The following is a 26,107-nucleotide window of genomic DNA, read 5'->3' on the forward strand; positions in this document are numbered from 1 at the left end:
ATAAATAAATATTTTACAGTAATCATAAAAATATTGCACTATAATGCGTAATACATACATGGTGTTAATAACATACTATAACGATATCACCATTATCATGAAAATCTATAAGAACATTCCCATTATTTACGAAGACAATCACATCATAGTAGTGGAAAAACCAGCAGGTATCTTAAGTCAGAAAGATTTTACCAATACTGATTCAGTGCTTGAAATTATTAAGGAATATATCAAAACTACATATAATAAGCCAGGCAATGTGTTCCTTGGTCTTGTTCACAGGCTTGATAAGCAGGTCTCAGGAATCATGGTATATGCAAAGACATCCAAAGCTGCTTCACGGCTTTCGTCTCAATTCAGAAGCCATGATGTTATCAAGGTATACTGTGCAGCTGTACAAACTCCCATCAGCACTGATACTGCATGGCATACAATACATGACAAAATCACAAGGCACCATGACAAAACACTGATTTCAAGTGATAGCCATACTGCCATTCAAGCATCACTCAAATATAAAATCATCTATACTGAGCCAACATATTCTCTGGTATTGATTCAACTGTATACGGGCAAAAAACATCAGATACGTGCACAGCTGTCGCATCTGGGCATGCCTATTGTTAATGACAGTAAATATGGTGCTACCGCACTATTACCCCAAACTGCAATTGCTCTGCATGCAGTGTACCTGCAATTTTTTCATCCTGTTACAAAGAAACAAATATCCTTTTATTCCAAACCAGGGGGCATTATAACTTCAATATTTGCTACCATTGATGTTGACCATGTAATCAAAAACGCATTAACCCATGAAGGTTATTCATTATAACATTTTGGGCGATAGTTACCATGATAATTAGTGCCAGCCGACGAACCGACATCCCTGCCTTTTATTCACAGTGGTTTATGGATTGCATACAAAAAGGTCATTGCACTGTTACCAATCCATTTAATCCCAACCAGACAAAAGAAGTGTCGTTGCTACCATCAGATGTTGAAGCAATAATCTTCTGGACACGATACCCTGTAGGACTTATGAAACATTTAGACCAGTTGACTGATTCGGGATATCGTTATATCTTTTTATACACCATTACTGGTTATCCCAGATGGCTTGAGCCTTGTTCACCGGAATTACAGCACACAATACGGGCTTTTAAAGATATAAGCAAAATGCTTGGACCACAAAAAATAATATGGCGCTATGATCCAGTAGTGTTTTCAAAAGAATTGGATTTTGATTTTCACATAAAAAATTTTACTGCAATAGCACAACAATTACAGGGCTACACACAAAGGGTTATTATTAGTATTATGGAACCATACAAAAAGGTTATACGCAGGATACAACTATTGCATGAAAAAGAAATTGTATTACACCCAATGAATGTTTTTGGAGAAGATGCGCTTTTCAACTTTTTTACCCGTATAGCCTGCATAGCTTCTAATTATAGCATGCAGATTCAAAGTTGCTGCAGTAATCTCACTGAATATGGAATAGCATATGGAGCATGTATTGACGGCAACCTTATCAATTCTGTTTTTGGATTAGATTTAAATCCTGGTAAAGACCCATATCAACGAAATAATTGCCTGTGCTCAAAAAGTGTTGACATAGGAAGCTATAACACATGTAAGTTTGGTTGCATATATTGCTACGCAAACAGGTAAGGTATACAAATCAATGTTTTACGTTTTATCTGGTACTTACATCTATGAAAACATATACATCACATTTTCTTTATGATAGCTACATTATTGCTGCCCAGGCATTAGAGCCAATGAACTATTATGGCAGGCATGGTACTCCGTTTATTTTTATTATTGATTATATGGCACAAACCCCATTTATATGCCCCATCAAAAACATACCTGATTCAATACTATTTTCATTTGATGGATATTCAAGTACATCACAAAAAAAAGGGAAACCCGATATATTACATTTTGAAAAATTTCCTGTGATGTTTGATGAATATTTGTATTCATTCAATTGTGTACAACAACATCTCATAGAAGGTAATACATATCTTGTTAATCTCACTTTTCCTACAAAAATTTATACCAATCTTTCCCTTTATGAAATATTTATGTATAGCAATGCACCATATAAATTATTTTTTAATGATGCATTTGTTGTTTTTTCACCTGAAGCATTTATCACTATCACACAGGGAAATATTTATACTTTCCCCATGAAAGGAACTATAGATGCTCATATACCAGATGCAGAAAACATATTGTATAACGATCAAAAAGAGTTTGCTGAACATATTACCGTAGTTGATTTACTTAGAAATGATTTAGCCAGAGTATCATACAATGTTACTGTTGAAAAGTTCAGATACCCCACTAAAGTTAGAACACACGTAAAAGAATTAATACAGACAAGCTCAATAATAAAAGGCACTTTATACCCTGATTACCTACATAATATAGGTGATATTTTTGCAGCTCTTCTTCCTGCTGGCTCTATAACCGGGGCTCCCAAGAAAAAGACCGTTGAAATAATTGAAGAAGCTGAAATATATACAAGGGGATATTACACTGGAGTATTTGGCTATTGTGATGGAGAAAATGTATATAGTGCAGTGATAATACGGTTTATTGAAAACAATACTTCCTTGACATACAAAAGCGGTGGCGGAATAACAGTGTATAGCAATCCAGTTCAAGAATATAATGAAATGGTTGAAAAAGTTTATGTCCCTATTAATTGAATCACTATGTTGTGTTGATGGTATAATACAAAATATTAAATACCATAATGAACGAATGAATAAAAGCCGTTATGATTTATTTGGCTGTAATGATACTTTGTGTATTGAAAATTTCGTATCACTACCTGACTATGCTTATACCGGCATATGGAAAGTAAGAGTACATTATGACAGTGCAATTCATCATATTGAATATGAATTATATAAAAAAAAATCTATCAAAACACTTAAAATAGTAATAGATGATTCAATAGACTATTCATATAAATACAGTGATAGGTCCAGAATAGCCTACCTTTTTGAAAAACGTGGTAATGCAGATGACATATTAATTTTAAAAAACGGCCTTGTTACAGATAGTTCTACAGCAAATGTGGCTTTTTATAATGGGAAACAATGGGTTACCCCCGCAACACCCTTACTTCCCGGTACAAAACGTGCCTGTCTTATTGATGAAGGATTGATTAGCCAAAGGTATATTAGACTTAACGATATTGGTATGTTCACACACGTAAGCCTTATTAATGCCTTTTTAGATATTGGTGATATTGTAGTGCCAATAACATCTATAGAAATGTAGATCATTCTACCTATCTTCTTCATTATTTTTTTTCAAAACGAAATGATCTCACTATCTTTAAAAACGTTTCCTCATAACGGTCAAATGTATGTGGCAGGGCAGTACAGGTAATAACATATGCTTTACCCTCATTAAGGCAATAATACTGCAATACCTTTAATTTAAGACCACTCATGGTATACGTAAAACCCAATATCATAGCAGGTTTTCTAGCAAGCCAGGTTGTATTTTTATACATCAATCTGTAATCTTTTGAATAACTTTTTAAATTCTTTTGTGATAGTTCAAAATATTTTTCAAGGGTACTATCGTCGGTTACCTCTTCTACCGTTATTGCAATATTTTCCCTAAAATCATCCCTGCTTCCTTCTTCAGGGCTCAGTGCTATTACTGCTGCACCCATTTCCTGCTGCTGTATCTCCCAGTATTTTGGGAATACAATAGAAAAGTTATATTCATCACTGTAAAACCTGCCCTTTTCTTTCCGTGTACAACCAGGTAATAGCATTATACTTATTATAATAATTGATATACGTATTAAGTATTTTCTTTTCATACTTTTTGCTCCCGATTGAATAGAACATATCTGTATAATACTATATATTACGCTACATATGGTGGCGGATTACATATTCTTATATTTATCATACTATATTTTTTAAGCCTTATTAGCAATGCTTTTTTTTCTTTCATCCAGAATTCTTTTTATTTCATCAAACCCTTCACGGGTAATGGGAAGTATTGATACAAAATACACTGAAATCAAAAAGCATACACCCGGTGCAAATGCCATCATATAGCGTATAGCCAAAACTGCTGATTGCGGCTGTGCTGTGACGCTGTTTTCAATATATCCAAAAATGCCTAAAAACGCTGAAGCAAGTGCAATAGCTGATGCAGAAGCAACCTTATATAAAAATGTTGTAATGCCATAAAAAGCGCCTTCACGTCGCAGCCCGTTTTTATATTCATCATATTCAATGACATCAGGTATCATGGAAAATGGTATTATCTGTGATGCTGATATGCCAACACCTGCAAGCACACCAATAATTATTACAAACTGCAAATTATGTACTGGAGCTATCAGACACAACAAAAGCGATAGTGTAAAATATACAGCGGCAACCATATATGCTCTTCTTTTGTCAAGTTTGTCCGAAACATAAATCCACAATGGAGCCGACAATACCGCAACAATAAGCGGAATACCCATAACAACAAAGGTCATATCCTCTTCAATGAGAATGACATCTTTGAGGAAAAAGATGAATAGTGCCTGAATTAAGTCAAAACCAATCATATTGAATAAAAACATACCTAATATTATTCTGAATTCCCGCAAACTCAGCACAGCTTTAAATGTTTTTAAAAGCCCATCATGTATAACCGCTTCAGACTGAATTCTTTCTTTAGTTCCCACATATGTTATGAAAATTAAAACCATAATTATAATACCAAAGATAACACCCATAACCGGATAGCTTGTAATGTAGTGTTCTTTGCCTTTAAAGACTACATCCACAATTACTGAAACACCAACTGCAGCTACCAGATTCCCAACAAATGAAAGAGACATCCTGAAGCCTGATATACTTGTCCGCTCATCATAGTTTTGCGATAGTTCCGGCATCAGTGCATTGTAGGGAACTGCAACTACAGTGAAAGCAGTATTGAACAGTATGGTAATTGCAGTATAATAACCAAACAGTACTAAACTACTATGAGAGGGAACCAGCCATATTAACATAAACATAAGACCAAAAGGAATACAACCAAACAGAAAATAAACCCTTCGTCTTCCGTATTTAGATTTAGTCCTGTCTGAAATCATACCCATGATAGGATCGGTTATGGCATCCCATGCACGGGCAATAAAAAAGATAACCCCTGCCCATTGTGCAGGTAACCCGGCAACATTAACCAGAAAAAATAAAAAGTAAAAACCAATAGTGGTATAGGCAATATTAATGGCTAAATCCCCTAACCCATACGCTATCTTTTCAATAGTGGGAACTACATATCCTTCTTTCATTGTCGTGTACCTCTTTTATAACTGCCTTCAATGCCTCCTTGGACAACGAAGCAATCCAACACAATGTCATTGCGAGCACCGCAGGTGCGTGGCAATCTCCTCTTCCGTACCATGAGATTGCTTCACTTCGACAAGCTCAGTGCAAGCACTTCGTTCGCAAGGACACATCGGCCAATTCCGTCATTGCGAGCACCGCAGGTGCGTGGCAATCTCGTCATTTATTACCTAAAGATTACTTCCCTTTGACAAGTGGTTACTGAGTCCCGCCAAAGTACAGTTGCTGAGCTCGTCGAAGCATGGTAACCGCGTACCACCCCTTTACTATGGGAACATTTTGAATACTAAACGACAATGGTGAGCAAAAATCAAGAAAAATAAATTATTTATTTCCAGGCAACCAGGCTAATACTTTTTACTATCTCATCATATTGTTCTTGACCATCATATGGAGTGCCCTCAGCGTTATCTTTATTACTTCCAAATATAGTGCCATAACCATATTCTTTCACAATTTCAACATTTGAAAAACCCGCTTTATGCAACAGGGCAATATACTCGCTTTTTTGAATTGCCCCCGCAACACAACTTACATACGCATCAATTGAGTCTTTAATATGCGGTGGCAAAGTCCCCTCCAATACTATATCCGATACTGCCATCCTTCCACCATTTTTTAATACTCTATACGCTTCTCTAAACGCCTGTTCTTTATTTGGGGCTAAATTTATCACGCAATTTGATAGAATCACATCTACGCTGGTATCATCAACTGGCAGATGTTCTATATCACCCAAAATAAATTCTACATTTGTGATGTTTAATTTACGCGCATTTTCCCTTGCCAGGGCAATCATCTCAGGCGTCATATCAACACCAATAACTTTGCCATGTGGTCCCACCTTTTTTGCTGCAAGAAAGCAGTCTATACCGGCACCACTGCCTAAATCAAGAACCACTTCTCCAACTTTTAGGGATGCTAACGCGTTTGGATTACCACAACCCAAACCTAAATTTGCTGAATCTAATGCTTCTATGTCTGAAGCACTATATCCCGCTTTTTTGGCAATATCCTGCGGAGCACAGCAACCACCCGAACAGCATGAAGTTTTTGACATGGCTATTGTGCCATAATTTTGTTTAACTATGTTTTTTATTTTAATGTTTTGATCCATGGACATTTCTCCCCTCAAATAAACTATTTACTAAATATTGGCGCTATCTGTTCTGCTATTACCGAATTCAATGCATCTGCTCTCACAAATGCAATACAACATAACGATGCATCACTCTTTAAAGCTGCCACAATAAACTTATCCCCTGCTCTGACCCCTAACTTTTCGCGCAGATCTTTGGGCAACACCACCTGCCCGCGTTCATCAACAGTAACTATCGCCTCAATTGTGCAGGTTGATGACGAATTACAGCATTGTGTCCCACTCATACTATACCTCTGATTTTTCTATATTTTCTGAATTTTCTGATTATTCAGACATTCTAATACACGATGAATTATGTCAAGCAGTTTTTCACATTATGACATTTACATTTTTATTTGATATTATTTTTAGATACTATTATTATAAAAATGAACATTTAACACTACTACTCTGGAGGTTTGCTATGTTAAAAAAAATAATTATCACTATGACCTTTGTTTCTTTTTATTCGTACGCATTTTGTTTTCTTGAAAATTACAACAATTATCAATACCTCATTGGCGATAGGGCTGCCGGGCTTGCTGGTGCATATTGTGCCCTGGCTAATGATAGCACCGCATTATGGTACAATCCAGCAGGTTTGGCACTGGTAAAGGATAATAAAATAAATATCTCAACTAACACGTACAGCTATTTAACCCGAAATTCAAAACAATACTGGCAAATTGAAGAATCAGCTGGACAATATGAAAGCCTTGATTTAAAAGAAACTGATATTTCAGTTGTGCCAACCAGCGTTGCCTATGCTCGTAAAGTCAATTGGCTGGGAAGCGATGTTGTGGGATATGGATTATTTGTTCCGGTTCAGGATTCAATACAGGCTACCATTGCAGGAAAAACCACGGGTAGTGTTTTAAATGTTGACTTAAATGCCGCATACAGAATCAACACAAAAGCATACTACGGTGTGGCAGGATATGGAATAAACGTAACACCTCACTGTAATTTTGGTATAACAGCAGGTGTTGGCTACTTTCAGGGAAAAGGGGGAGCAAATATTGCTGCATATTTAGATCCTGGTGGAACAAATCAAAGTGAAATTGCAATGATTATTGATAATGAGCTTACTGCAGTTACTGCATATACTGGTGTTGGCTTGCAATATCTTGCTCATAATCATCACGTAGGGGTGTTTTACCATTCACCAATTTATAGATTGCATGCAACACGTGAGGAAAAGATGACCACTCAAGAAGTTGGTCCAATTTTCCCCTCCAATAGTTCGGCAACTCAAGCGACCGGCGATGATTTCCGCTTAAAGATTATTCCTGCATGTATTTCTTTTGGATATGGCTATTCCAGGGAAGGTGCATGGTCTATTGCCATTGAAGGTGTAGTTCATTACACCAATCCTGATTATCCACATAAAGTAATAAATGGTAAAATGGGATTGGAAGTATATATCCTGGACGATATTATTGTACGGACGGGGGTATTTACTGACTTCAGCCAGAAAGATACCGTAACCCAATCTTCCGAAAATGATGAAAAAAATGATTACTATGGTGCCACCATAAGCCTTTCATTTGGGAATGACCTTAATCCATTACAGAGTGATACCATAAAAGCAAAAAGCATGTGGACAACGATAGGGGTGGTATACCAGTTGGGGATTGGTGATATCAGGGGTTTTAGATTCTATACGGTTTTACCGCAAGGTGATATGCCAATTGAAAAGCAATATACTCACAGAATCAGTGTGTACTTAGGGGAAAGCATAGCTTTTTGATGGTGATATGGGGTATGAGGTTTTACAGGAGCAACTAAATGTTGCACTTCAAACGTGAACTTGCAATAATTCATAGTTAATTTTACACAAAATATATTGACTTTACCAAACAAATCATATATATTTTTGCTTTATACAATTGACTACCAGAGGTATTTATGGGACTTTTAAAAGATGCTGGTGAATCATTAGTAAATTTTAGCGAGCGGTTTTTAGATAAAACTGAAGAGTTAGCACAAATTGCCCGCATTACCATGGAAATAAAAAAGTTGGAACATTCCATAAAAGAGATATATTTAAATATTGGGAAGTATGTCTATGACCAGGTTATCAGCAGTAAGCCCATTGCAAACACTGATGATTTTATCACACAAGCTGTAACCACAATAAATGACTATAAAACAAAAATACAGGAAAAACAGAACGAAATACAAAAAGTCAAAGAACACTATGAATCCAAATACCATCGATATTAAAGCTAAAAATAATTATGTCTAAAACATCATCGCGTATTGTACAAGCAATTGAAAATCAAAAAGGTTTTTTTACTCCCAACGATATCATTGCATCGGTGCTGCTTGCCAAACCAAAAGGGAAAAAATTAAAAAAACATAAGGTTTCACAGCGTGAAGCACAGAAAACAATGCATCGAGTAGAGAATACAATCTCCACGCTTTACCGGTATGGATTCCTTACCCGCCAAAAGGGAAAGTATAAAATTATACAACCGTTTCAATTTACAGGTACTTTTATTCATAATAAAAAAGGCAGTGGCGTTGTGTATTTAAATGAAGATATTGAAATACATATTTACCGTGAAGATGTAAATCACGCCCGCAACAAGGACATTGTTCAGGTACAGCTAACTGATATACGCCGTGGAACGCTATTTGGCAGGGTTACGTCAATTGTGAATGCCAATAAACAGATGTTTTTTGCACGCTGCATAAAGCCCAATGGTAAATTATGGATTTTACAGCTTCTTGATGTACCAGGAAATATTCAGGTAATCACAAAAGATAAAATAAAGCCCGGTTTTTTGGCGATAGTTACTGTGAAAAATTCCTTTATACAGAATTACCAGGAATGCATCATAAATACAATAATAGAACAAGAAGAACAATATGATGTACAGCGTATTGTGGGGAAATATTCGTTACCAGGTGCGCATCCCGAGTATGAACACCTTGAGCACATTGAACAGTATGTACAACCACACGAACTAAAAAATCGCAAAGATTACCGAAAGCTTTTAACAGTAACCATTGATGGGGAAACAGCAAAAGATTTTGATGATGCCATTTCATTAGAATATAAAAAAGGCGTTTATACTCTGTATGTCCATATTGCAGATGTTTCAGCATATGTATATAAAGATGACACCATTGATAAAGAAGCATTTAACCGTGGAACAAGCTACTATTTAGGAAATACCGTAATACCAATGCTACCCGAGAAGTTATCCAACGACCTGTGCTCACTCAAATCGGGCGTTGACAGGTTAACCCTTACAGTTATGCTGCAGTTTGATGAAAACGGCAACTATAGAAAACATGAAATTCACCGCGGCATTATAAATGTAAAAGAACGCTTAACGTACACAATGGCTCAGGAGATATTGAACTCTAAAAAACGCGGTGCCATCAAAACAATGCTGGGACATGCAAAAGACCTTGCACAGAAACTTAAATCCAAACGATTATCCAACGGCAGGGTTGATTTAAACTTAGCTGATGCTGAAATGATATTTGATAACAACGCTTCTATTGCCGATATTGCGTTTGCCACACGGCTTGACAGCCACATGATCATTGAAGAGTTTATGCTAAGCGCCAATGAAGTTGTATCACGTGTTTTGCGTGAACACAATGTGCCAGCACTGTACCGCATACACGAACCAATTGCTTCAGAAAAATTTATTGCATTGCAAAATTTCCTTAAAACATTAGGCATTATTCTTAAAGAAGAAGAAAACATAGGGCTTGCACTACAAAAAGTCATTGATTCTGTAGCTCAAAAAGAGTATCAGCAGGTGGTTAATTTTATAGTACTTAAATCACTGATGCAGGCATATTATGGGCCAACACCACTGGGCCATTTTGGATTGGGCTTTAAGGATTATACCCACTTTACTTCCCCAATACGACGGTACCCCGACTTAATAGTCCATAGATGTATTAAATCATTGATTGATAGGGATAAACCGCCATATTCTTCCGATGAATTAGCTATCATTGGTGAACAATCATCAAAATTAGAACGTGTGGCACAATCGGCAGAGCGTGACCTTTTGAAACTAAAAGCATGTAGATTGCTTGAAGACAAAATTGGCCAGGAATTTGAAGGCATCATAAGTGGTGTAACACGGTTTGGTTTTTATGTTAGTTTGCTTGACAAACCAATAGAGGGTATGGTTCCATTAAAATTCCTGACCGATGATTACTATCTGGTTAACGAAGATGATTATACAGTCATTGGCAGGCGTTTGGGAAGGCGCTTCCGTCTTGGTGACCTGGTAAAGGTAAGGCTTAAAAATGTTGATATTGATTTGATGCGTATTGATTTTGATGTAGTATAAACGGGTAAAACGTATGTTACAATTACAGGCAAAAACGTTTGATGCAATTTCACCAGAAGCAACTATTGCATTGCTATGCACTCAGGAACAGATTGCAAGTAACACATTTATTCCCCATCAACTATCTGAAGTGTTTACCATTATCAACACCAAAACCTTCAAAGCAAAACCAAATACCTACTTTTTTGCAGCACTAAAAGATAAGCCTTCAATCCTTCTTGTAGGGCTTGGCAGCCACAAGGATATTACAGCTGAAACACTACGCAATGCTGCAAGTGTTATCGTTGGTGCCTGTTCAGATAAATCTGTATCCCAGGTGTATATTGTTATTCCCAAATTATTTTCATTACTTGATACAGCACGGTATATCGCTGAAGGGGTTTATCTTGCTAACTACGCATTTAATCGTTACAAAACGCAAAAAGAAGAAACCAGCCCATTATTGGAAAAAGCTATCCTTTTGTGTGATACTCCCGGGCAACTATCGCCCATAGTAAAAGAAGTAAGCGTTGTATGCAACAATACACTTTTATGCAGAGATCTTGTCAATGAAACAACCGAGCATGCTAATCCAGTAACTATCGCACAACTTGCAAAAAAAATTGCTGCTCAATCTAAGATTAAATGCACCATATACTCTAAAAAAGATATTGCAAAAATGAAGATGGGACTGCTTTTAGCGGTAAGCCAGGGCAGTATGTATCCGCCACAACTTATTGTGATGCACTACAGGGGTGCACCTTCCAAAAAAGACTCAATTGCCCTTGTTGGAAAAGGCATTACCTTTGATACTGGCGGCATTAATTTAAAGCCATCAGGACACATTGAAACTATGCGCACCGATATGGCTGGTGCTGCAGCATGCATCTACACCATAAACGCCATTGCACAGATGAAGTTGCCGGTCAATGTATATGCGGTTATACCACTTGCAGAAAATATGATTTCACACACCGCATATAAGCCTGGCGACGTCTTTACTGCCTATAACGGCAAAACCGTTGAGATAGGCAACACTGATGCTGAAGGCCGCCTGATATTGGCTGATGCGCTATCTTTCACTGAGAAAATATTAAAACCTAAAGCCATCATTGACATTGCTACATTAACTGGCGCTTGCATCGTAAGTTTTGGGGAGATAGTAGCCGCCTATTTAACCAATGATGAAAATCTTTCCACTGCGCTGTTTAATGCTTCAGAAACCACCGGTGAAAAGATTTGGCGTATGCCATTATATAAAGAATACAATGAAGAGTTAAAATCGGATATAGCTGATATAGTCAACGTTCCCGCAGTGCGAAATGCGGGCACAATTATTGGCGCGACATTTTTAAAAAATTTTGTTGAAAAGGCACCATGGGCTCATATTGATATAGCAGGAACGTCGTGGTACTCTAAAAAGCGTGGATACAATCCCAAGAATGCTACAGGTTTTGGCGTGCGTTTGTTATATGAATTTGTAAAGAATTATGGAGTATAAATCTAAACCTATAAAAGAAAGGAAAAAGCAATGTATTCAACAAAAGAACTCATTGATATAGCCATTGGCATTGAAGAAACAGGATTTTATTTTTATTCTACATTTAAAAACAAATTTAAAGATGAATCGTTTAAGCAAATATTTCAATTCCTTGCTGATGAAGAATTGCGCCATAAAGATGTATTTTCTAATATGCTAAAGGAATTAAAAGATACCACCGGTGTATTTACTGATGAATACTATGCGTATCTTAAGGCGATAGGGACTACCAGGGTATTTGCAAATAAAGACGACATTGATAAAATTGCACCAAACCTTACACAGCCACTGGATATAATAAAGATAGCAATGGATGCTGAGCGTGACTCTATAGTATGGTATTCGGAGTTAAAAGAAATTTATAGAAATGATACAAAATCAAAAGGCATTTTAGAGCGTCTTATTAATGAGGAACGAAAACATGTGCTGACATTACTTGATTTGAAAGAAAAGCTCAGCATGTAATTATACATTATGATAATTGAAAGTAAAAATAGAGCAAAATTTGTTGCTAACAATGTGGTGAAGATTTTGTAGGTAGTGAAACTACCGAACATATTGAATCTTTTATACATAAATGAAAATCAAAAGGCTTGGAAACTGCTACGGTGGCGATAGTTACTATGGAAATATAAGCGGATGAAAACGTTATGGAGCAGATAGAGCCATATATTGTGATTAGTGGAGAAATTCCATGATTCCCACCTATCATTGCAAGTTCTGCGAAGCAATCTAATAACATCTTTGTCATTGCGAGCATAGCGCCTGTGCTGAGTGCTTCGACAAGCTCAGTAACCTCTTGTCGAAGTGCTTGCACTGAGCATGTCGAAGTGCTTGCACTGAGCTTGTCGAAGTGAAGCAACCCCAGGTTACAAAGGAAATGATTGCCACGCACCTGCGGTGCTCGCAATGACGAGTTACCTTACACTTTTTTTGTAATACTACAGATATTTATCATTGACAAATAATTTCAGCAAAATAATTTGGTTGGCGACCAATATTTTATATCTAAAGCCAGAGTACTGGCCTGGGCAAATTAAACAAATATACTATAATCCATAGAAAGGGGGATTGGAAGCCTATGAGTTTGTATCAAAAAGTGTATGATGAATCTATTAATAATCCAGAAAAATTTTGGTCTGAGGCCGCAAAAAATATTCACTGGTATAAACCCTATACCAAAGTTCTGGATGAATCTAAAAAACCATTTTATCGCTGGTTTGTGGGTGGACAGGTCAACACATGTTATAATGCACTTGACCGCCATGTTGAAAATGGCCGCGGCAATCAGGTTGCACTTATATACGATAGCCCTGTCACAGATACTATCACCAAATTTACGTATAAAGAAATGCTTGATAAAGTTTCACTATTTGCAGGTGCTTTGCAAAAATATGGGATTAAAAAAGGCGATAGAGTTATCATTTATATGCCCATGATACCTGAAGCACCTGTTGCAATGCTTGCCTGTGCACGAATAGGAGCAATTCACTCAGTAGTTTTTGGTGGATTTGCACCAAATGAATTAGCAATACGTATTGATGATGCCAAACCAAAACTCATTGTATCGGCATCATGTGGTATTGAAGGAAAAAAAGTTATAGAATATAAACCACTGCTTGATAAAGCCATAGAGATAGCCAATCACAAGCCCGAACATTGTATCATCTTCCAGCGTCCGCAGGTACAATCGCCACTTGTTGCAGGAAGAGATATAGATTGGAATGATGCCATTCAAGGTGTGAAGCCAGCTGAATGCGTGCCCGTTGAATCAACTGATCCCTTATATATACTGTACACTTCAGGGACTACTGGCATTCCTAAAGGTGTGGTGCGGGATAACGGTGGTCATGCTGTGGCACTATACTGGAGCATGAAAAATATCTACGGTATTGAACCTGGCGATGTGTGGTGGGCAGCTTCGGATGTTGGTTGGGTTGTTGGCCATTCATACATTGTGTATGGGCCATTATTGTATGGTGCAACAACAATTTTGTATGAAGGTAAACCTGTTGGAACACCTGATGCAGGAGCATTCTGGCGGGTTATTTCCCAGCACAAGGTGAAAGCGTTGTTTACTGCACCCACAGCTTTCAGAGCAATTAAAAAAGAAGACTCCGGTGGAGAATTTTTCAAAAAGTATGATCTATCTCAGTTTAAATATTTATTTTTAGCAGGTGAACGTCTTGACCCGGATACCTACTACTGGGCATCTAATCTGTTACAAAAACCGGTCATTGACCACTGGTGGCAAACTGAAACCGGTTGGCCTATTGCTGCAAATTGTGTTGGCATAGAATTGTTACCAATCAAAGCAGGCTCTCCAACCAAACCCGTTCCTGGCTATCAGGTTCACATTATCAATGATGAAGGTAAACAACTGCCTAATGGCACTGAAGGAATTGTTGTAATAAAACTTCCACTGCCTCCAGGTACACTTCCAACATTATGGCAGAATGACGATAAGTACCGTGAGTCATATCTGGATATATATGATGGATATTACTTCACAGGTGATGGCGGGTATTATGATGAAGACGGATACCTGTTTATAATGGGACGAATTGATGATGTAATCAATGTTGCCGGCCACAGACTTTCAACAGGTGCCATGGAAGAAGTTATTTCAAAACATCCTGATGTAGCCGAATGTGCTGTCATTGGCGTTGAAGATAGCTTCAAAGGACAACTGCCTGTTGGATTTGTTGTATTAAAAGAAGGTACAACAAAAAGTCATGATCAGATTAAGAATGATCTGGCACAGATGGTTCGTGAACAGATTGGCGCTGTTGCCTGCTATAAAACTACACTTATTGTCCAGCGATTGCCAAAAACTCGTTCAGGAAAAATTTTGCGTGGAACCATGCGTAAAATTGCTGATAAAAAGCCATACACCACCCCATCAACTATTGATGATCCGGCTATTCTGGATGAAATAAAGGACGCACTCTCTAAAATCACTGTTAGCGCATAGTAGATAAAAAAGGGGGGGCCAAAATAGACTTCATTGCAATTACTTTGCACCCACGTCATTGCGAGGAACGAAGTGACGAAGCAATCCCATAGTTGCGAGCGCCGCAGGCGCGTGGCAATCTCATCTTCTGCGGCATTGAGATTGCTTCCCTTCGACAAGCTCAGGGCAGGCGCTTCGCTCGCAATGACATTGCACTCCCGTCATTACATGCACCACGGTTTGTTTTGAGATCACCTCTTTTTTATTCAATTTTATTTGTATTAGTCCATATATTCATTTCATCAGCTTTTTTAATTAATTCATCCCTGAAATTGGGATGAGCAATGCTAATCAATGCTTCTGCTCGTTCCCATGTTGATTTCCCTTTAAGCTGCACTGCTCCATACTCAGTTACCACATATTGCACAATGGATCGGGGAACAGTTACAATTGATCCAGGAGGCAACGTTGGAACAATCCTTGATATCAAATTGCCATCTTTATCCTTGTAGGTTGAAGACAGGCAGATAAACCCTTTACCACCATGTGAACCAAATGCACCAAATATAAAATCAAGCTGTCCGCCAGTACCGGATTTATGAGCCACTCCTGCTGACTCTGAACAAACCTGACTGAATAAATCCACAGCAATAGCATTATTAACCGCAACCACTTTATCATTGAGAGCTATAATTCTTGGGTCATTAATATAATTAACAGGATACGAAGCACATGTTGGGTTGTGATGCAGGAAATCATATAATTTATTGGTACCCATTGCAAATGTATAGCTCATTTTATATTTATCAATGTTTTTCTTAGCACCTGTAACTCTCCCTGCATGATATAAGTCAACATATGAATCAACAAGCATCTCCGTATGCACCCCCAAATCCTTGAGGTCACTTTCAGCAATCATTTTCCCAACAACATTGGGTAATCCACCAATACCAAGCTGCAAGCACGATCCATCTTCAATCTGCTCAAGCAAATGCTTTGCAATTTGTTTATCTATATCAGTTGGTTCTAATGCAGGTATTTGTGGTAACGGCAGGTTTTTGCCTTCAACTATGTGGTCAACCCGTGAAATATGTATTGACTCCTGGTTTCCTCCCAAACAGTATGGGACATGTTCATTAACTTCTACAACTATCTTTTTTGCCTTTGTTACAACTGCAGACGTTACAGAATTTGCAAGCCCATAATTGAAGTATCCCCTTGGGTCCATTGGACCAACCGTTAAAAATGCTACATCAAAATCCAGGTATTTTCTGATTACCCGTGGTCCCTGATGATAGGTAATAGGAATATAATTACAAAGATGCTGATCATATAATCTTCGTGAGATAGTTCCAAAATGGAAGTCATTCAAAATGAAATGTTTTCGCTGTGGATCAGCTTCTACTATTTTGGGTACGCGCATATAACAAACACTTCGAACATCCACATTGCGCAATTCTTCAGCACGTTTTGATAATGCTTCATCAATTGCTTCAGGGAATAATACAAATTCACCATAAAACACCCTGTCGCCTGATTTTACAAAATTAGCTGCTTCTTCTGCAGTGATTTTCTTCTTTTCATATTCCCATTTTTCAATATCACCCATTACTCTTCTCCTTTCTATAATGATGATTGCGTTGCCTTATCATCTTAGATTGCCAAGAGTTTAATTTTAATGTATGCTAATTTTATAGTATCAACATTACATCATCATTTTATTTGATTTATTTATACTATCAATACAACATAGATTACTTACATTGAATATAGCATATACAAATTTTACTTCTAAATTTTGTATATATATAAATAACATTATTACGATATTGAATACCATCTAGAAGGTTTGTAGTGAATTTATAGAAGCGAAGATTGGAGCTTTTGTGGTTAAATTATATATATCATTAACCTCATTGCAATTACTTTACACCAACGTCATTGCGAGGAACGAAGTGACGAAGCAATCCCATAGTTGCGAGCGCCGCAGGCGCGTGGCAATCTCATCTTCTGCGGCATTGAGATTGCTTCCCTTCGACAAGCTCAGGGCAGGCGCTCCGACAAGAGGTTACTGAGCTTGTCGAAGCACTCAGCACAGGCGCTAGTCTCGCAATGACATTGCACTCCCGTCATTGCAAGCACCACGGTTTTATTTTGAGACAACCTCTATTATTTATTTCTTTATATCTTGCAGTGTTTTAAAAATCCTTTTAGCTCTCCACTCATCCAATGAAAGAACATACTGGGTATCCATTCAGGATACTCTACCCATTATTTATTTCTTTATATCCTGTAACGTCTTAAAAATTCTTTTGGCTCTCCACTCATCCAATGTGAAGACATACTGGCTTTTTGAACTGCTACATATAAACCTGTTGTTTTCATATTCTTTATGGATCACTAGCGTAATCTCTTCTGGCTTTTGGGATTCCTCATCACCTTTTACGGTAACAGTAATTGAAGCTATTTTACCCGACAATGTTTTAGCATTAACGTCAGGGAATGAATATGCTTTTAGTGGATCAAAAGTATACAACATCTCCTTAACCTTATTGTTATCCAGTACTACTGCTGGATGTTCTTTACATATCCACTGCTCTTCTTTTTCAACTTCTTTTGGCTTTTCTTGTTTATCTTTTTGCGTACTACCTGGTTCCTCTTTCTTCTTTTCTACAATTGTTTTTTGCAGTGTCAATGTTGCATTTTTATACCATAATTTTACTGTATCAATCTTTGCTATATCAAGCTGGACAATATCCTTATTCCGCAATTCGTCTACCGTTTTATTGAAGTATGAATCTAACGTATCTTCTGCAAGGTAAACCTTAGGATCACCTTCTAATCGAACATATGTGTGGCGATAGGTGCTCCCTTTTTTGCCAATATAAACATTACGTACAATCTGACCATTACATTTAGCCTGCACCTGTATTGCATGGTCGTTGTCAAGCTCATAGCGTTCATAATGTGGTTTATCGCTAATCAGATCAATAATCTTCAAATCTTTTATCTTATTTACCATATTGGCAATAATATTTTTATCGCCATCAAATTCATTTACCTTCCAGCTATCGCCATCCTGTTTTATCAGTATTATCGCTTCACCTTTTTTTAGTACTAGCTCAGTTATGGGGCTTTTTATGGTAGGCAGTGTAACTACTGTTTTTGTTATCAATGAATTAATGATAAGGTAACCAGCCAGAATAGCTATCACCACAATACTGATAAGAACATTTTTTTTCATGTGCATACCTACACCTCTTTACTGAATTATCTCATACTGGAAAATTGTTCTTCAATGCGCTTGCGGCGAATGTTACGACGCCATATATACAGTAACCCAAAAAGAATTACCAATAGAGGCAATCCAGCAATGTTTATACCCTTTATAATACTCTTTGCAGTATCAGACGTTTCTTTAATTGGATTGAACGATAGGCCCTTGCTTCGCATCTGTGGAATGGCATAGTTGCCCTGCAAATAATCAATCACGTTGTGCATGAACACTGCATTGGGCGATTTTCCTTCTTCATCAATAATGTTACGTCCTGTTATTTCTGACGTTCCTGCTACAAATAGTTTTACTGGCTTTACACTTTGTTTTAAAGCTTCTTCTTGAACATAGTCTTTGCCTTTTGCTTCTTTAGATTTTACATCAATGGTGGGCTGCTTATCGGCAAAGTAGCTTTTTAAATTTCCCTGCACCAGTACTGCTAAGTTATATTGCTTGAGGCTTGAATCTTGCGGCGGATTTGCACCCCACGGCATAAAGCTGATATTACCCTGCTGAAGCCAGCTGTACGGTGATGATTTTACAAGATATTGTACAGAAGCTTTATTTTCCTTGAGCAGTGTTTCATCAACTGAAATGGAAGAAGCTTTTAAAAATACTATCTTTTTTAAATATTGAGTGATTTCATTTTCTTTGGACAAGCCTTCCTCAGAAATCATTGGTGCAAAGTATATTGTTAACTCACCCAATCCTCGTTGCTGAGCAATGAAACACTGCTTATCCATCACTATATCACGGCCAATCTTGACTCCATAATGGGCAAGCATCCCTTCAAGGCCGGTAAATACTGGTAATGCCTGAGGGGGTCGCTGGAACATCTGCATACCCTGCATTTGCTGCTCCACATATGAATCAAGTAGCATTACAGCACTACCACCACGCATCAAAAACTGATCAATTTTATACAACTCATATTCACTGAACATTGAACGAGGTCCATTGATAATGATGGTTGCAATATCATTTGGTATTTCATCTTTGGTAATATCTATAGTTATCAGATCATACATGTCACCAATCATCTTCCTGAATTGTGCTGCACCATTCTGCTCATCATTGATGTCACGCTCACCGTGACCTATAATATACCCTACTTTTGGGTTGATGCTGATAAGATTGTCAATGGCTGCATTCAGTGTATCTTCAAGGCGGGTCAAATCCCCAACTGAATACTGTCCAAAGATTGAGCGTGATAGAATCTGTACCGTTTCAAATTTATTGTTGTACTCCACTACAATGCCAACCATGCCTTCACCTGGTTCAACAGTCCTGCCTTCCATGGTAGTAAACCGTGGCCACCGTAACATTGGCAAACCATACATCTGAGCCAGTGTACTCCCCTGTGGATTTTGTAATGGGTCAATATAACGATACTGTATTTTATTGTAATTGCGTATATTACACTTCTGAACTTCAGTATATACCCGCTCATTTAAATTCTGCATACCCGGAATTGGCAGGTTACTACTAGCATATAAGGTAACTGTTATAGGGTTTTTCAGTTTAAGCAATGAATCAATCTTGCCATTCATCTTTTTTATTAGTGTTGTTATACGGTACTCCAGTCCTTCTGGTTCAGTGATTGAATCAATTTTTTCTATTAAGTCACCATGAATTATGGCCAGACCCATAAAAGCATTTCGGAATTTGACCTGATCATTACGTATTTCCCTAATCTGCACCGGATAAATACCAAAATCAGAGGCAGCATCCTTTTGCTTTTCAACATCAATAAACTCATAGTGAAAATATCTATTGCCTGCATTATCATATTCTACCATCAGGTCCTGAAGATAGCGGTATACAGCGTTATATGGCGCGGGAAGATCCTTATTAAAAAATATCTTAATGGTTAATGGTTCTTCCAGTGATGACACTACCTCTTTACTTATTGGTGAAAGCGAATAGACACTATTCTTAGTCAGGTCAACCCTGAAATATACCGTAAGCCCAACTAAATTGATTAAAACAATAATCACACCATACAGTATAAACTGCGAATAGCTCTTTTGGGTTTCACTATCACCCGATTTAGTGTGCTCTTTAATTTTCTGTACTACCTGTGTATATATAGTTGTAATGGTACCTTTTAGGTTTTGCATCACAGTAACAAATTTTCTTTTATCCATAATTATCTTTTCACCTCCAGCTGATATATGCTTGCCATTGAACTAATAACAATTACCGAAGCAAAATATATGATATTTCGCGAATCCACCACACCACGGGCAATGTTCTGGAAATGGTAGTCAGCACTGATGTATTCAAACAGTGAAACCAATTTAGGTGAAATAAAGTATAAAAATTTTGTTATAAGCGATAGTACTATGCAAATGGCAAACCCTATGATAAACGCAACAATCTGGTTTTTAGTCATTGATGATGCAAAAACACCAATTGAAGCATACGCAGCAGCAAGAAGCACCGCACCCAAATAACCACCAATAACGGGACCAATATCAGGAGAGCCAACAAATGCAACCGAGACCGCATAGACCAGTGTTGGTGATATCATAATTGATGCAAACAGTGTTGCGGCCAATATTTTTCCTGCAACCACCTGTATTGTTGAAAGCGGCAGCGTCATAAGCATCTCAAATGAACCGGTATTGCGTTCCTCAGCAAAAAGGCGCATGGTGATTGCCGGTATCACAAAAGCAAATAAAAGCGGCAGCAGTTCAAAATAAGCCCTTAGTTCAGCCTGTCCATATAAAAAGAATGTTGAAAAGAAAAGAAACCCTGCTATAACCAGGAACACAGAAATTACAATATATCCTATTGGCGTTGAAAAATATCCTGATAGTTCCTTTTTTGCAATAAGCTTTGCGCCTTTCATTATCTCTTTAAATTGCTCCATACATTCCTCCTTACATACCTACGGTTAGTTCGCGGAATACATGCTCCAGGCTTCTGTATTCCCTGTTCATTTCATACAATGTCCAGCCACTGTCTTTTATACAATTGAATACAGCTGGGCGCAAATCAACGTCAGCTCCAGTTAAAATCTGAACATGGCATAACTGGCCTTCATCACGTACATGCTGTACGTTTTTTACTCCTGATATGTTTTTCAAAGCATTCTGTATTACTTCAAATGTAGTCCCGCCAATGACACAATTTATACGAATGTCCTTACCCCGGGCACTTTTAAGCTCAGTGGTTGAATCATCAGCTACTATCGCACCCTTATCAATGATTATCACGCGATTACAGGTAGCTTCCACTTCCTGCAATATATGGGTTGACAGTATCACTGTTTTTTCCTTTCCCAGATCTTTAATAAGGTCACGGATTTCAACTATCTGGTTTGGATCAAGGCCGTTGGTTGGTTCATCCAGTATAAGTATGTCAGGATCATGCAATATAGCCTGCGCCAATCCCACGCGCTGCTTATATCCTTTAGAAAGCTCATTAATATTTTTATGTATTACTTCGGTTATGCCACACTGAATGGCAACATCTTTTATTTTTTCTTTATCATAAATTTGCCTGATTTCAGCCATAAAGTGGAGAAAGTCATATACCATCATATCGGGATATAATGGTGCAGATTCGGGCAAATATCCTATACGCTTTTTTATTTCTATAGGATTTTCATTAACTAGAAACTCATCCACGCTTACCATTCCACTGGTTGGCTGCAAGTAGCCAGTGAGGATGCGCAATGTAGTAGTTTTGCCTGCACCATTTGGCCCCAACAAACCAGTTATCTCACCTTTTCTGATTGTGAATGAAATACCATCAACAGCCTTAACGTCACCATAATGCTTTACCAGATTCCGTACGCTTATCATGTACCGCTATCCTCCTTAAAAAATAGGATTGTGAATTTGTCGTTATTTTTCATTCCAAACTATTGCTATGAAAATACTTTCAATATAATACAATATATATTATTGATGTGACAATATAAATATGGAAAACAAATGATGAAAATGTTACATATTATCTTTGTGCTCTGCCATAATCATCTTCAATGCGCTCTATATCATCTTCACCAAAGTATTCACCAAGCTGAACTTCAATGTACACTAAGTTTTGTGTTCCCGTATTTTCCACTCTGTGTAGCATATTGTAATCTATATCCACACTTACTCCTGGGGCAACATCAATTTCATGTTTATCAAGAGTAACCACGCCCTGACCAGACACAAAAAACCAGTGTTCTTTTCGCTTTTTATGGCGCTGCAGGCTTAATCGTTTTTTTGGGTATACCGTTATACGTTTAACCTTATGGGTTTCTGTGTCCGATAGTACCTCATAAAAGCCCCAGGGCCGGTGATCAGAATATATTGCTCTATCATCCATAATTATCCATTCCTCTGCATAAAGTGATTCATAAAATCTACCAGTGCCTTAACACCTTCAACGGGCATTGCATTGTAGAGAGATGCTCGTAATCCACCTACCGAGCGGTGCCCCTTTAATCCACTCAAGCCCTCCTTTTCTGCCTCTTTCACAAACTTATCTTCAAGTTGTTCATTTTGCATACGCCATACTATATTCATCTTTGAGCGGCTATGTTTATCAACGGGGCAATTATAGTACCCATTGCTTGAATCAATAGCATTGTAAAGCATTGCAGCTTTTTCGTCACGGCGCTTTTCAATTACCGATAGTCCCCCAATTGATTTAGTCCACCTGAGTGTAAGTGTTGTCATCCACACGGTAAACGTTGGCGGTGTATTATACAGTGAATTTTCTTTTGCGTGCAGGTCATACCGTAAATACGCTGGCACATCTTTTCTTGCTTTTTCTACAAGTTCTTTTTTCATAATAACCAGTGCCATACCTGCCGGTGCCAAATTCTTCTGAGTGCCTGCAAACAGCATGCTTACCTTATCCCACTCCACTGGCCTTGACATGATATCCGATGACATGTCAACAATTAATGGTATATTACCGGTACCGGGCATCTGTTGCCACTGTATGCCATCAATGGTTTCATTGGAACAAATATGCACATACTCAGCACCTGGTGTATACTCTAACTCACTCTGGTCTGGAATACGTCGATATTTTTCAGAAGCCCCATCCCAGATAACCCGAGGATTGCCAATGAGTTTTGCATCTTCAATGGCTTTCCTTGCCCAGGTCCCCGTTACCACAAAATCCGCAATTTTACCAGGGCCAAGGAATGCTATAGGAATCATACCAAATTGGAAAGTAGCACCACCCTGTATGAAAAGAATATAGTAATCATCCGGTACCTGTAAAATCTCTTTAATAAGTACTATGGCCTCATTATGTACCTCATCATATATTTTGCCACGGTGGCTCATTTCAATAAGAGACATGCCTGTGTTCTTATAATCAACAAGCTCCCTGCTTGCTTCTTCCAGTGCTGGCAACGGTAACATTGAAGGCCCTGATGAAAAATTATAGATACGTGCCATGTATTCTATTCTCCTTATAGAAGTATAACTATTCAAAAAGAGGTTATTATTTATAATTATCACATTCTACTTGATAAAAATGCTATTGATATGATACTGTTGTAAAAAATCAAGCAAATAAATCCAGAGGGGCTATCCCATGTCAGGAAAACTGTATATTGTTGCAACACCCATTGGCAATATGGAAGATATTACATTACGAGCTTTACGTATCCTGAAAGATGAAACTGATATAGTCTATTGCGAAGACACACGACAAACAGCAAAGCTTCTTGCTAATTATGATATACATGTACCCACACGCTCACTGCATACCCATTCAAGCAAGGCAAGGCTACAGAGCATTATTGTGGAATTAGAGTCAGGCAAAACAATTGCATATCTCACTGATTCTGGTACACCGGGAGTGTCTGATCCAGGTGGGCAACTGGTAGCGCTGGCACGCAAGCACAATATTCCTGTAATTCCTATTCCAGGGGCTTCGGCGGTCACAGCTATTATTTCAGTGTGTGGTTTCCCTGCAACGCAATTTTACTTTGCAGGTTTTTTAAGCAAAAAGGAAGGCAGGCGAAAAAGCCAGTTACAGGAACTATCGCACCTTGATGCTATTATTGTTTTGTACGAATCCCCTTACCGCATCATAAAATTATTGCACGCTATTGCCGAAGTAATGCCACAGGCTAAAATTTTCATTGGCAGGGAAATGACCAAACATTTTGAGGAATTTATTTATTGCAAGGCAGGAGATGTTGATTCAATTGCTAAAACGTTAACACAAAAGGGAGAGTTTGTAGTGGCTGTGTATAATCATGGTGAAAAAACTAACTAATTTTACAATTTTATCTTGACAGTATAAAAATGTAAATATATTCTTAATGTATGTATTATTATAGAAAATTAGAAAAAACACTTGCTAAATTCCTTAATATTTTTCCTGCAGTTGCAGTGTGTGGTCCCCGCCAATCTGGAAAATCCACCATGTTACAGCACCAATTTGGCAAACAATATCGATATGTCACTTTTGACGACCCTTTTATGCGTGAGCGTTTTACTGAAGACCCAAGAGGGTTTATGAATGAATTTAACAACCGTGTAATTTTTGATGAAGTGCAAAAGGTCCCAGAAATTTTCAATTATCTTAAAATGCGTATAGATGAAAATCGGTCCTCATATGGAAACTTTATACTTACCGGATCAAGTCAATTTACTATGCTTAAAAATATAACAGAATCATTAGCAGGAAGAATTGGGCTATTAACACTGCTGCCATTTCAATTTTCTGAAATGCCACAATCTCTTCACAACCAACAGATTATATTTGGAAGCTACCCTGAAAACGTAGTGCGCCACTATTATGGTGTACACGAATGGTATGGTGCATATATTACCAACTATATTGAACGCGATGTACGTACTTTATTTAACATAGGAAATTTAAAAGACTTTGAGCGGTTGCTATGGCTTTTGGCTGCTCATACCGCACAGGAACTTAACATGAATAAAATTGCCAGCGATATTGGTGTTACCGTTAAGACCATTAAATCCTGGATTTCAGTACTTGAAGCTAGCTTCATAGTTTTTACCATACCTCCCTCCCATTACAATCTTGGTAAAAGAATTGTGAAAAGGCCAAAGATATATTTTTATGACACCGGGCTTATATGCTATTTAACAGGTATTCATACGCAGGAATTTTTACAAAATGGGCCTTTAGCAGGGCCTATTTTTGAAAATTATATAATGGCTGAATTAAAAAAAATAATATCCCACTATAACAAAAATGTAGGTTTATTCTACTATAGAGATAATTCAGGAAATGAAATTGATTGTATAATAGAAGATTTATATAATAATAAAATTTTCCTTGTTGAAATAAAGTATACCGCTACACCAAAACCTGTTTTTGCAAAAAAATTACAAAAATTATTACATGCACACAAAGAAGCCCTTCCACAAGTACATAGCAATGCAACTGTATTATGCCAGACAAATGAAAAATTTATTATGAACGATGTACAATTTATGCATTATATGAAATTTTTAGAGGAATTTGAAAACGCTATTTGTCCACAAGGCTCTTAACAT

Annotated in this window: 23 protein-coding genes; 12 read left to right on the forward strand and 11 right to left on the reverse strand. The window is 37.5% G+C overall.

All coding sequences use genetic code 11. The features are described from left to right. Positions 1 to 58 precede the first annotated feature (58 nt). From AB1444_04895 to AB1444_04910, 4 genes are read left to right on the forward strand one after another with little or no spacing between them, the layout of a single operon-like run. Positions 59 to 832 carry an RluA family pseudouridine synthase gene (locus tag AB1444_04895; GenBank protein MEW6525991.1) on the forward strand — a complete coding sequence of 258 codons (774 nt, stop codon included), beginning with the start codon at positions 59 to 61 and terminating at the stop codon, positions 830 to 832. A gap of 20 nt (positions 833 to 852) precedes the next feature. Further along, positions 853 to 1,674 (forward strand): DUF1848 domain-containing protein, encoded by an 822-nt coding sequence (locus tag AB1444_04900; GenBank protein ID MEW6525992.1) that lies wholly within the window; start codon positions 853 to 855, stop codon positions 1,672 to 1,674. Positions 1,675 to 1,718: 44 nt separating this feature from the next. After that, entirely contained in the window at positions 1,719 to 2,723 is a 1,005-nt protein-coding gene (locus tag AB1444_04905; protein ID MEW6525993.1) for an aminodeoxychorismate synthase component I, read from the forward strand. Continuing rightward, entirely contained in the window at positions 2,707 to 3,303 is a 597-nt protein-coding gene (locus AB1444_04910) for an aminotransferase class IV (protein ID MEW6525994.1), read from the forward strand. Before AB1444_04905 ends, AB1444_04910 begins: the two co-directional genes overlap by 17 nt. A gap of 22 nt (positions 3,304 to 3,325) precedes the next feature. On the opposite strand, the gene AB1444_04915 is transcribed toward AB1444_04910, so the two are convergent. The 4 genes from AB1444_04915 to hgcC all read right to left on the reverse strand — a co-directional run bounded on the left by AB1444_04915 (position 3,326) and on the right by hgcC (position 6,779). Continuing rightward, the gene (locus tag AB1444_04915) at positions 3,326 to 3,859 is read right to left on the reverse strand and encodes a PsbP-related protein (GenBank protein ID MEW6525995.1); all 534 of its coding nucleotides are present in this window, start codon (positions 3,857 to 3,859) and stop codon (positions 3,326 to 3,328) included. Between the two features lie 102 nt (positions 3,860 to 3,961). Then, positions 3,962 to 5,338: an MFS transporter gene (locus AB1444_04920; GenBank protein ID MEW6525996.1), complete on the reverse strand. Its 1,377-nt coding sequence runs from the start codon at positions 5,336 to 5,338 to the stop codon at positions 3,962 to 3,964. A 383-nt stretch (positions 5,339 to 5,721) separates the two neighbouring features. After that, positions 5,722 to 6,510 (reverse strand): arsenite methyltransferase, encoded by a 789-nt coding sequence (locus AB1444_04925; GenBank protein MEW6525997.1) that lies wholly within the window; start codon positions 6,508 to 6,510, stop codon positions 5,722 to 5,724. Positions 6,511 to 6,533: 23 nt separating this feature from the next. Further along, positions 6,534 to 6,779 carry an HgcAB-associated protein HgcC gene (gene hgcC, locus AB1444_04930; GenBank protein ID MEW6525998.1) on the reverse strand — a complete coding sequence of 82 codons (246 nt, stop codon included), beginning with the start codon at positions 6,777 to 6,779 and terminating at the stop codon, positions 6,534 to 6,536. 179 nt (positions 6,780 to 6,958) lie between these two features. Between hgcC and AB1444_04935 the strand changes: the two genes are divergently transcribed. The 6 genes from AB1444_04935 to AB1444_04960 all read left to right on the forward strand — a co-directional run bounded on the left by AB1444_04935 (position 6,959) and on the right by AB1444_04960 (position 15,355). Then, entirely contained in the window at positions 6,959 to 8,284 is a 1,326-nt protein-coding gene (locus tag AB1444_04935; GenBank protein MEW6525999.1) for a hypothetical protein, read from the forward strand. Positions 8,285 to 8,442: 158 nt separating this feature from the next. Further along, positions 8,443 to 8,760 (forward strand): hypothetical protein, encoded by a 318-nt coding sequence (locus AB1444_04940; GenBank protein MEW6526000.1) that lies wholly within the window; start codon positions 8,443 to 8,445, stop codon positions 8,758 to 8,760. Positions 8,761 to 8,774: 14 nt separating this feature from the next. After that, positions 8,775 to 10,862 (forward strand): ribonuclease R, encoded by a 2,088-nt coding sequence (rnr, locus tag AB1444_04945; GenBank protein MEW6526001.1) that lies wholly within the window; start codon positions 8,775 to 8,777, stop codon positions 10,860 to 10,862. A 13-nt stretch (positions 10,863 to 10,875) separates the two neighbouring features. Further along, the gene (locus tag AB1444_04950) at positions 10,876 to 12,342 is read left to right on the forward strand and encodes a leucyl aminopeptidase (protein MEW6526002.1); all 1,467 of its coding nucleotides are present in this window, start codon (positions 10,876 to 10,878) and stop codon (positions 12,340 to 12,342) included. A 30-nt stretch (positions 12,343 to 12,372) separates the two neighbouring features. Further along, positions 12,373 to 12,846: a ferritin family protein gene (locus tag AB1444_04955; GenBank protein ID MEW6526003.1), complete on the forward strand. Its 474-nt coding sequence runs from the start codon at positions 12,373 to 12,375 to the stop codon at positions 12,844 to 12,846. Between the two features lie 616 nt (positions 12,847 to 13,462). Then, a complete protein-coding gene (locus AB1444_04960) occupies positions 13,463 to 15,355 on the forward strand; it encodes a propionyl-CoA synthetase (GenBank protein MEW6526004.1) in 1,893 nt (630 codons plus the stop codon). Positions 15,356 to 15,596: 241 nt separating this feature from the next. On the opposite strand, the gene AB1444_04965 is transcribed toward AB1444_04960, so the two are convergent. The 7 genes from AB1444_04965 to serC form a co-directional block, all read right to left on the reverse strand. Beyond that, positions 15,597 to 16,943 (reverse strand): acetyl-CoA hydrolase/transferase C-terminal domain-containing protein, encoded by a 1,347-nt coding sequence (locus AB1444_04965; protein ID MEW6526005.1) that lies wholly within the window; start codon positions 16,941 to 16,943, stop codon positions 15,597 to 15,599. A 666-nt stretch (positions 16,944 to 17,609) separates the two neighbouring features. After that, positions 17,610 to 18,578 (reverse strand): DUF4340 domain-containing protein, encoded by a 969-nt coding sequence (locus AB1444_04970; protein ID MEW6526006.1) that lies wholly within the window; start codon positions 18,576 to 18,578, stop codon positions 17,610 to 17,612. A gap of 26 nt (positions 18,579 to 18,604) precedes the next feature. Continuing rightward, on the reverse strand, positions 18,605 to 20,755 hold the full coding sequence (locus AB1444_04975; protein MEW6526007.1) for a Gldg family protein: 2,151 nt from the start codon (positions 20,753 to 20,755) through the stop codon (positions 18,605 to 18,607). Between the two features lie 2 nt (positions 20,756 to 20,757). Then, positions 20,758 to 21,483, reverse strand: a complete 726-nt coding sequence (locus AB1444_04980; protein ID MEW6526008.1) for an ABC transporter permease subunit — start codon at positions 21,481 to 21,483, stop codon at positions 20,758 to 20,760. A 10-nt stretch (positions 21,484 to 21,493) separates the two neighbouring features. Next, a complete protein-coding gene (locus AB1444_04985) occupies positions 21,494 to 22,420 on the reverse strand; it encodes an ATP-binding cassette domain-containing protein (GenBank protein ID MEW6526009.1) in 927 nt (308 codons plus the stop codon). Positions 22,421 to 22,571: 151 nt separating this feature from the next. Beyond that, a complete protein-coding gene (locus AB1444_04990) occupies positions 22,572 to 22,934 on the reverse strand; it encodes a phosphomannose isomerase type II C-terminal cupin domain (protein MEW6526010.1) in 363 nt (120 codons plus the stop codon). Between the two features lie 2 nt (positions 22,935 to 22,936). Further along, positions 22,937 to 24,022, reverse strand: coding sequence for a 3-phosphoserine/phosphohydroxythreonine transaminase (serC, locus tag AB1444_04995; GenBank protein MEW6526011.1), 1,086 nt, complete (start codon positions 24,020 to 24,022; stop codon positions 22,937 to 22,939). A 139-nt stretch (positions 24,023 to 24,161) separates the two neighbouring features. Between serC and rsmI the strand changes: the two genes are divergently transcribed. Beyond that, positions 24,162 to 24,851: a 16S rRNA (cytidine(1402)-2'-O)-methyltransferase gene (gene rsmI / locus AB1444_05000; protein MEW6526012.1), complete on the forward strand. Its 690-nt coding sequence runs from the start codon at positions 24,162 to 24,164 to the stop codon at positions 24,849 to 24,851. A gap of 50 nt (positions 24,852 to 24,901) precedes the next feature. After that, positions 24,902 to 26,104: an ATP-binding protein gene (locus tag AB1444_05005; protein MEW6526013.1), complete on the forward strand. Its 1,203-nt coding sequence runs from the start codon at positions 24,902 to 24,904 to the stop codon at positions 26,102 to 26,104. The last annotated feature ends 3 nt before the right edge of the window (positions 26,105 to 26,107 follow it).

Source organism: Spirochaetota bacterium (genome assembly GCA_040756435.1).
In the GTDB taxonomy this organism is placed as follows: domain Bacteria; phylum Spirochaetota; class UBA4802; order UBA4802; family UB4802; genus UBA4802.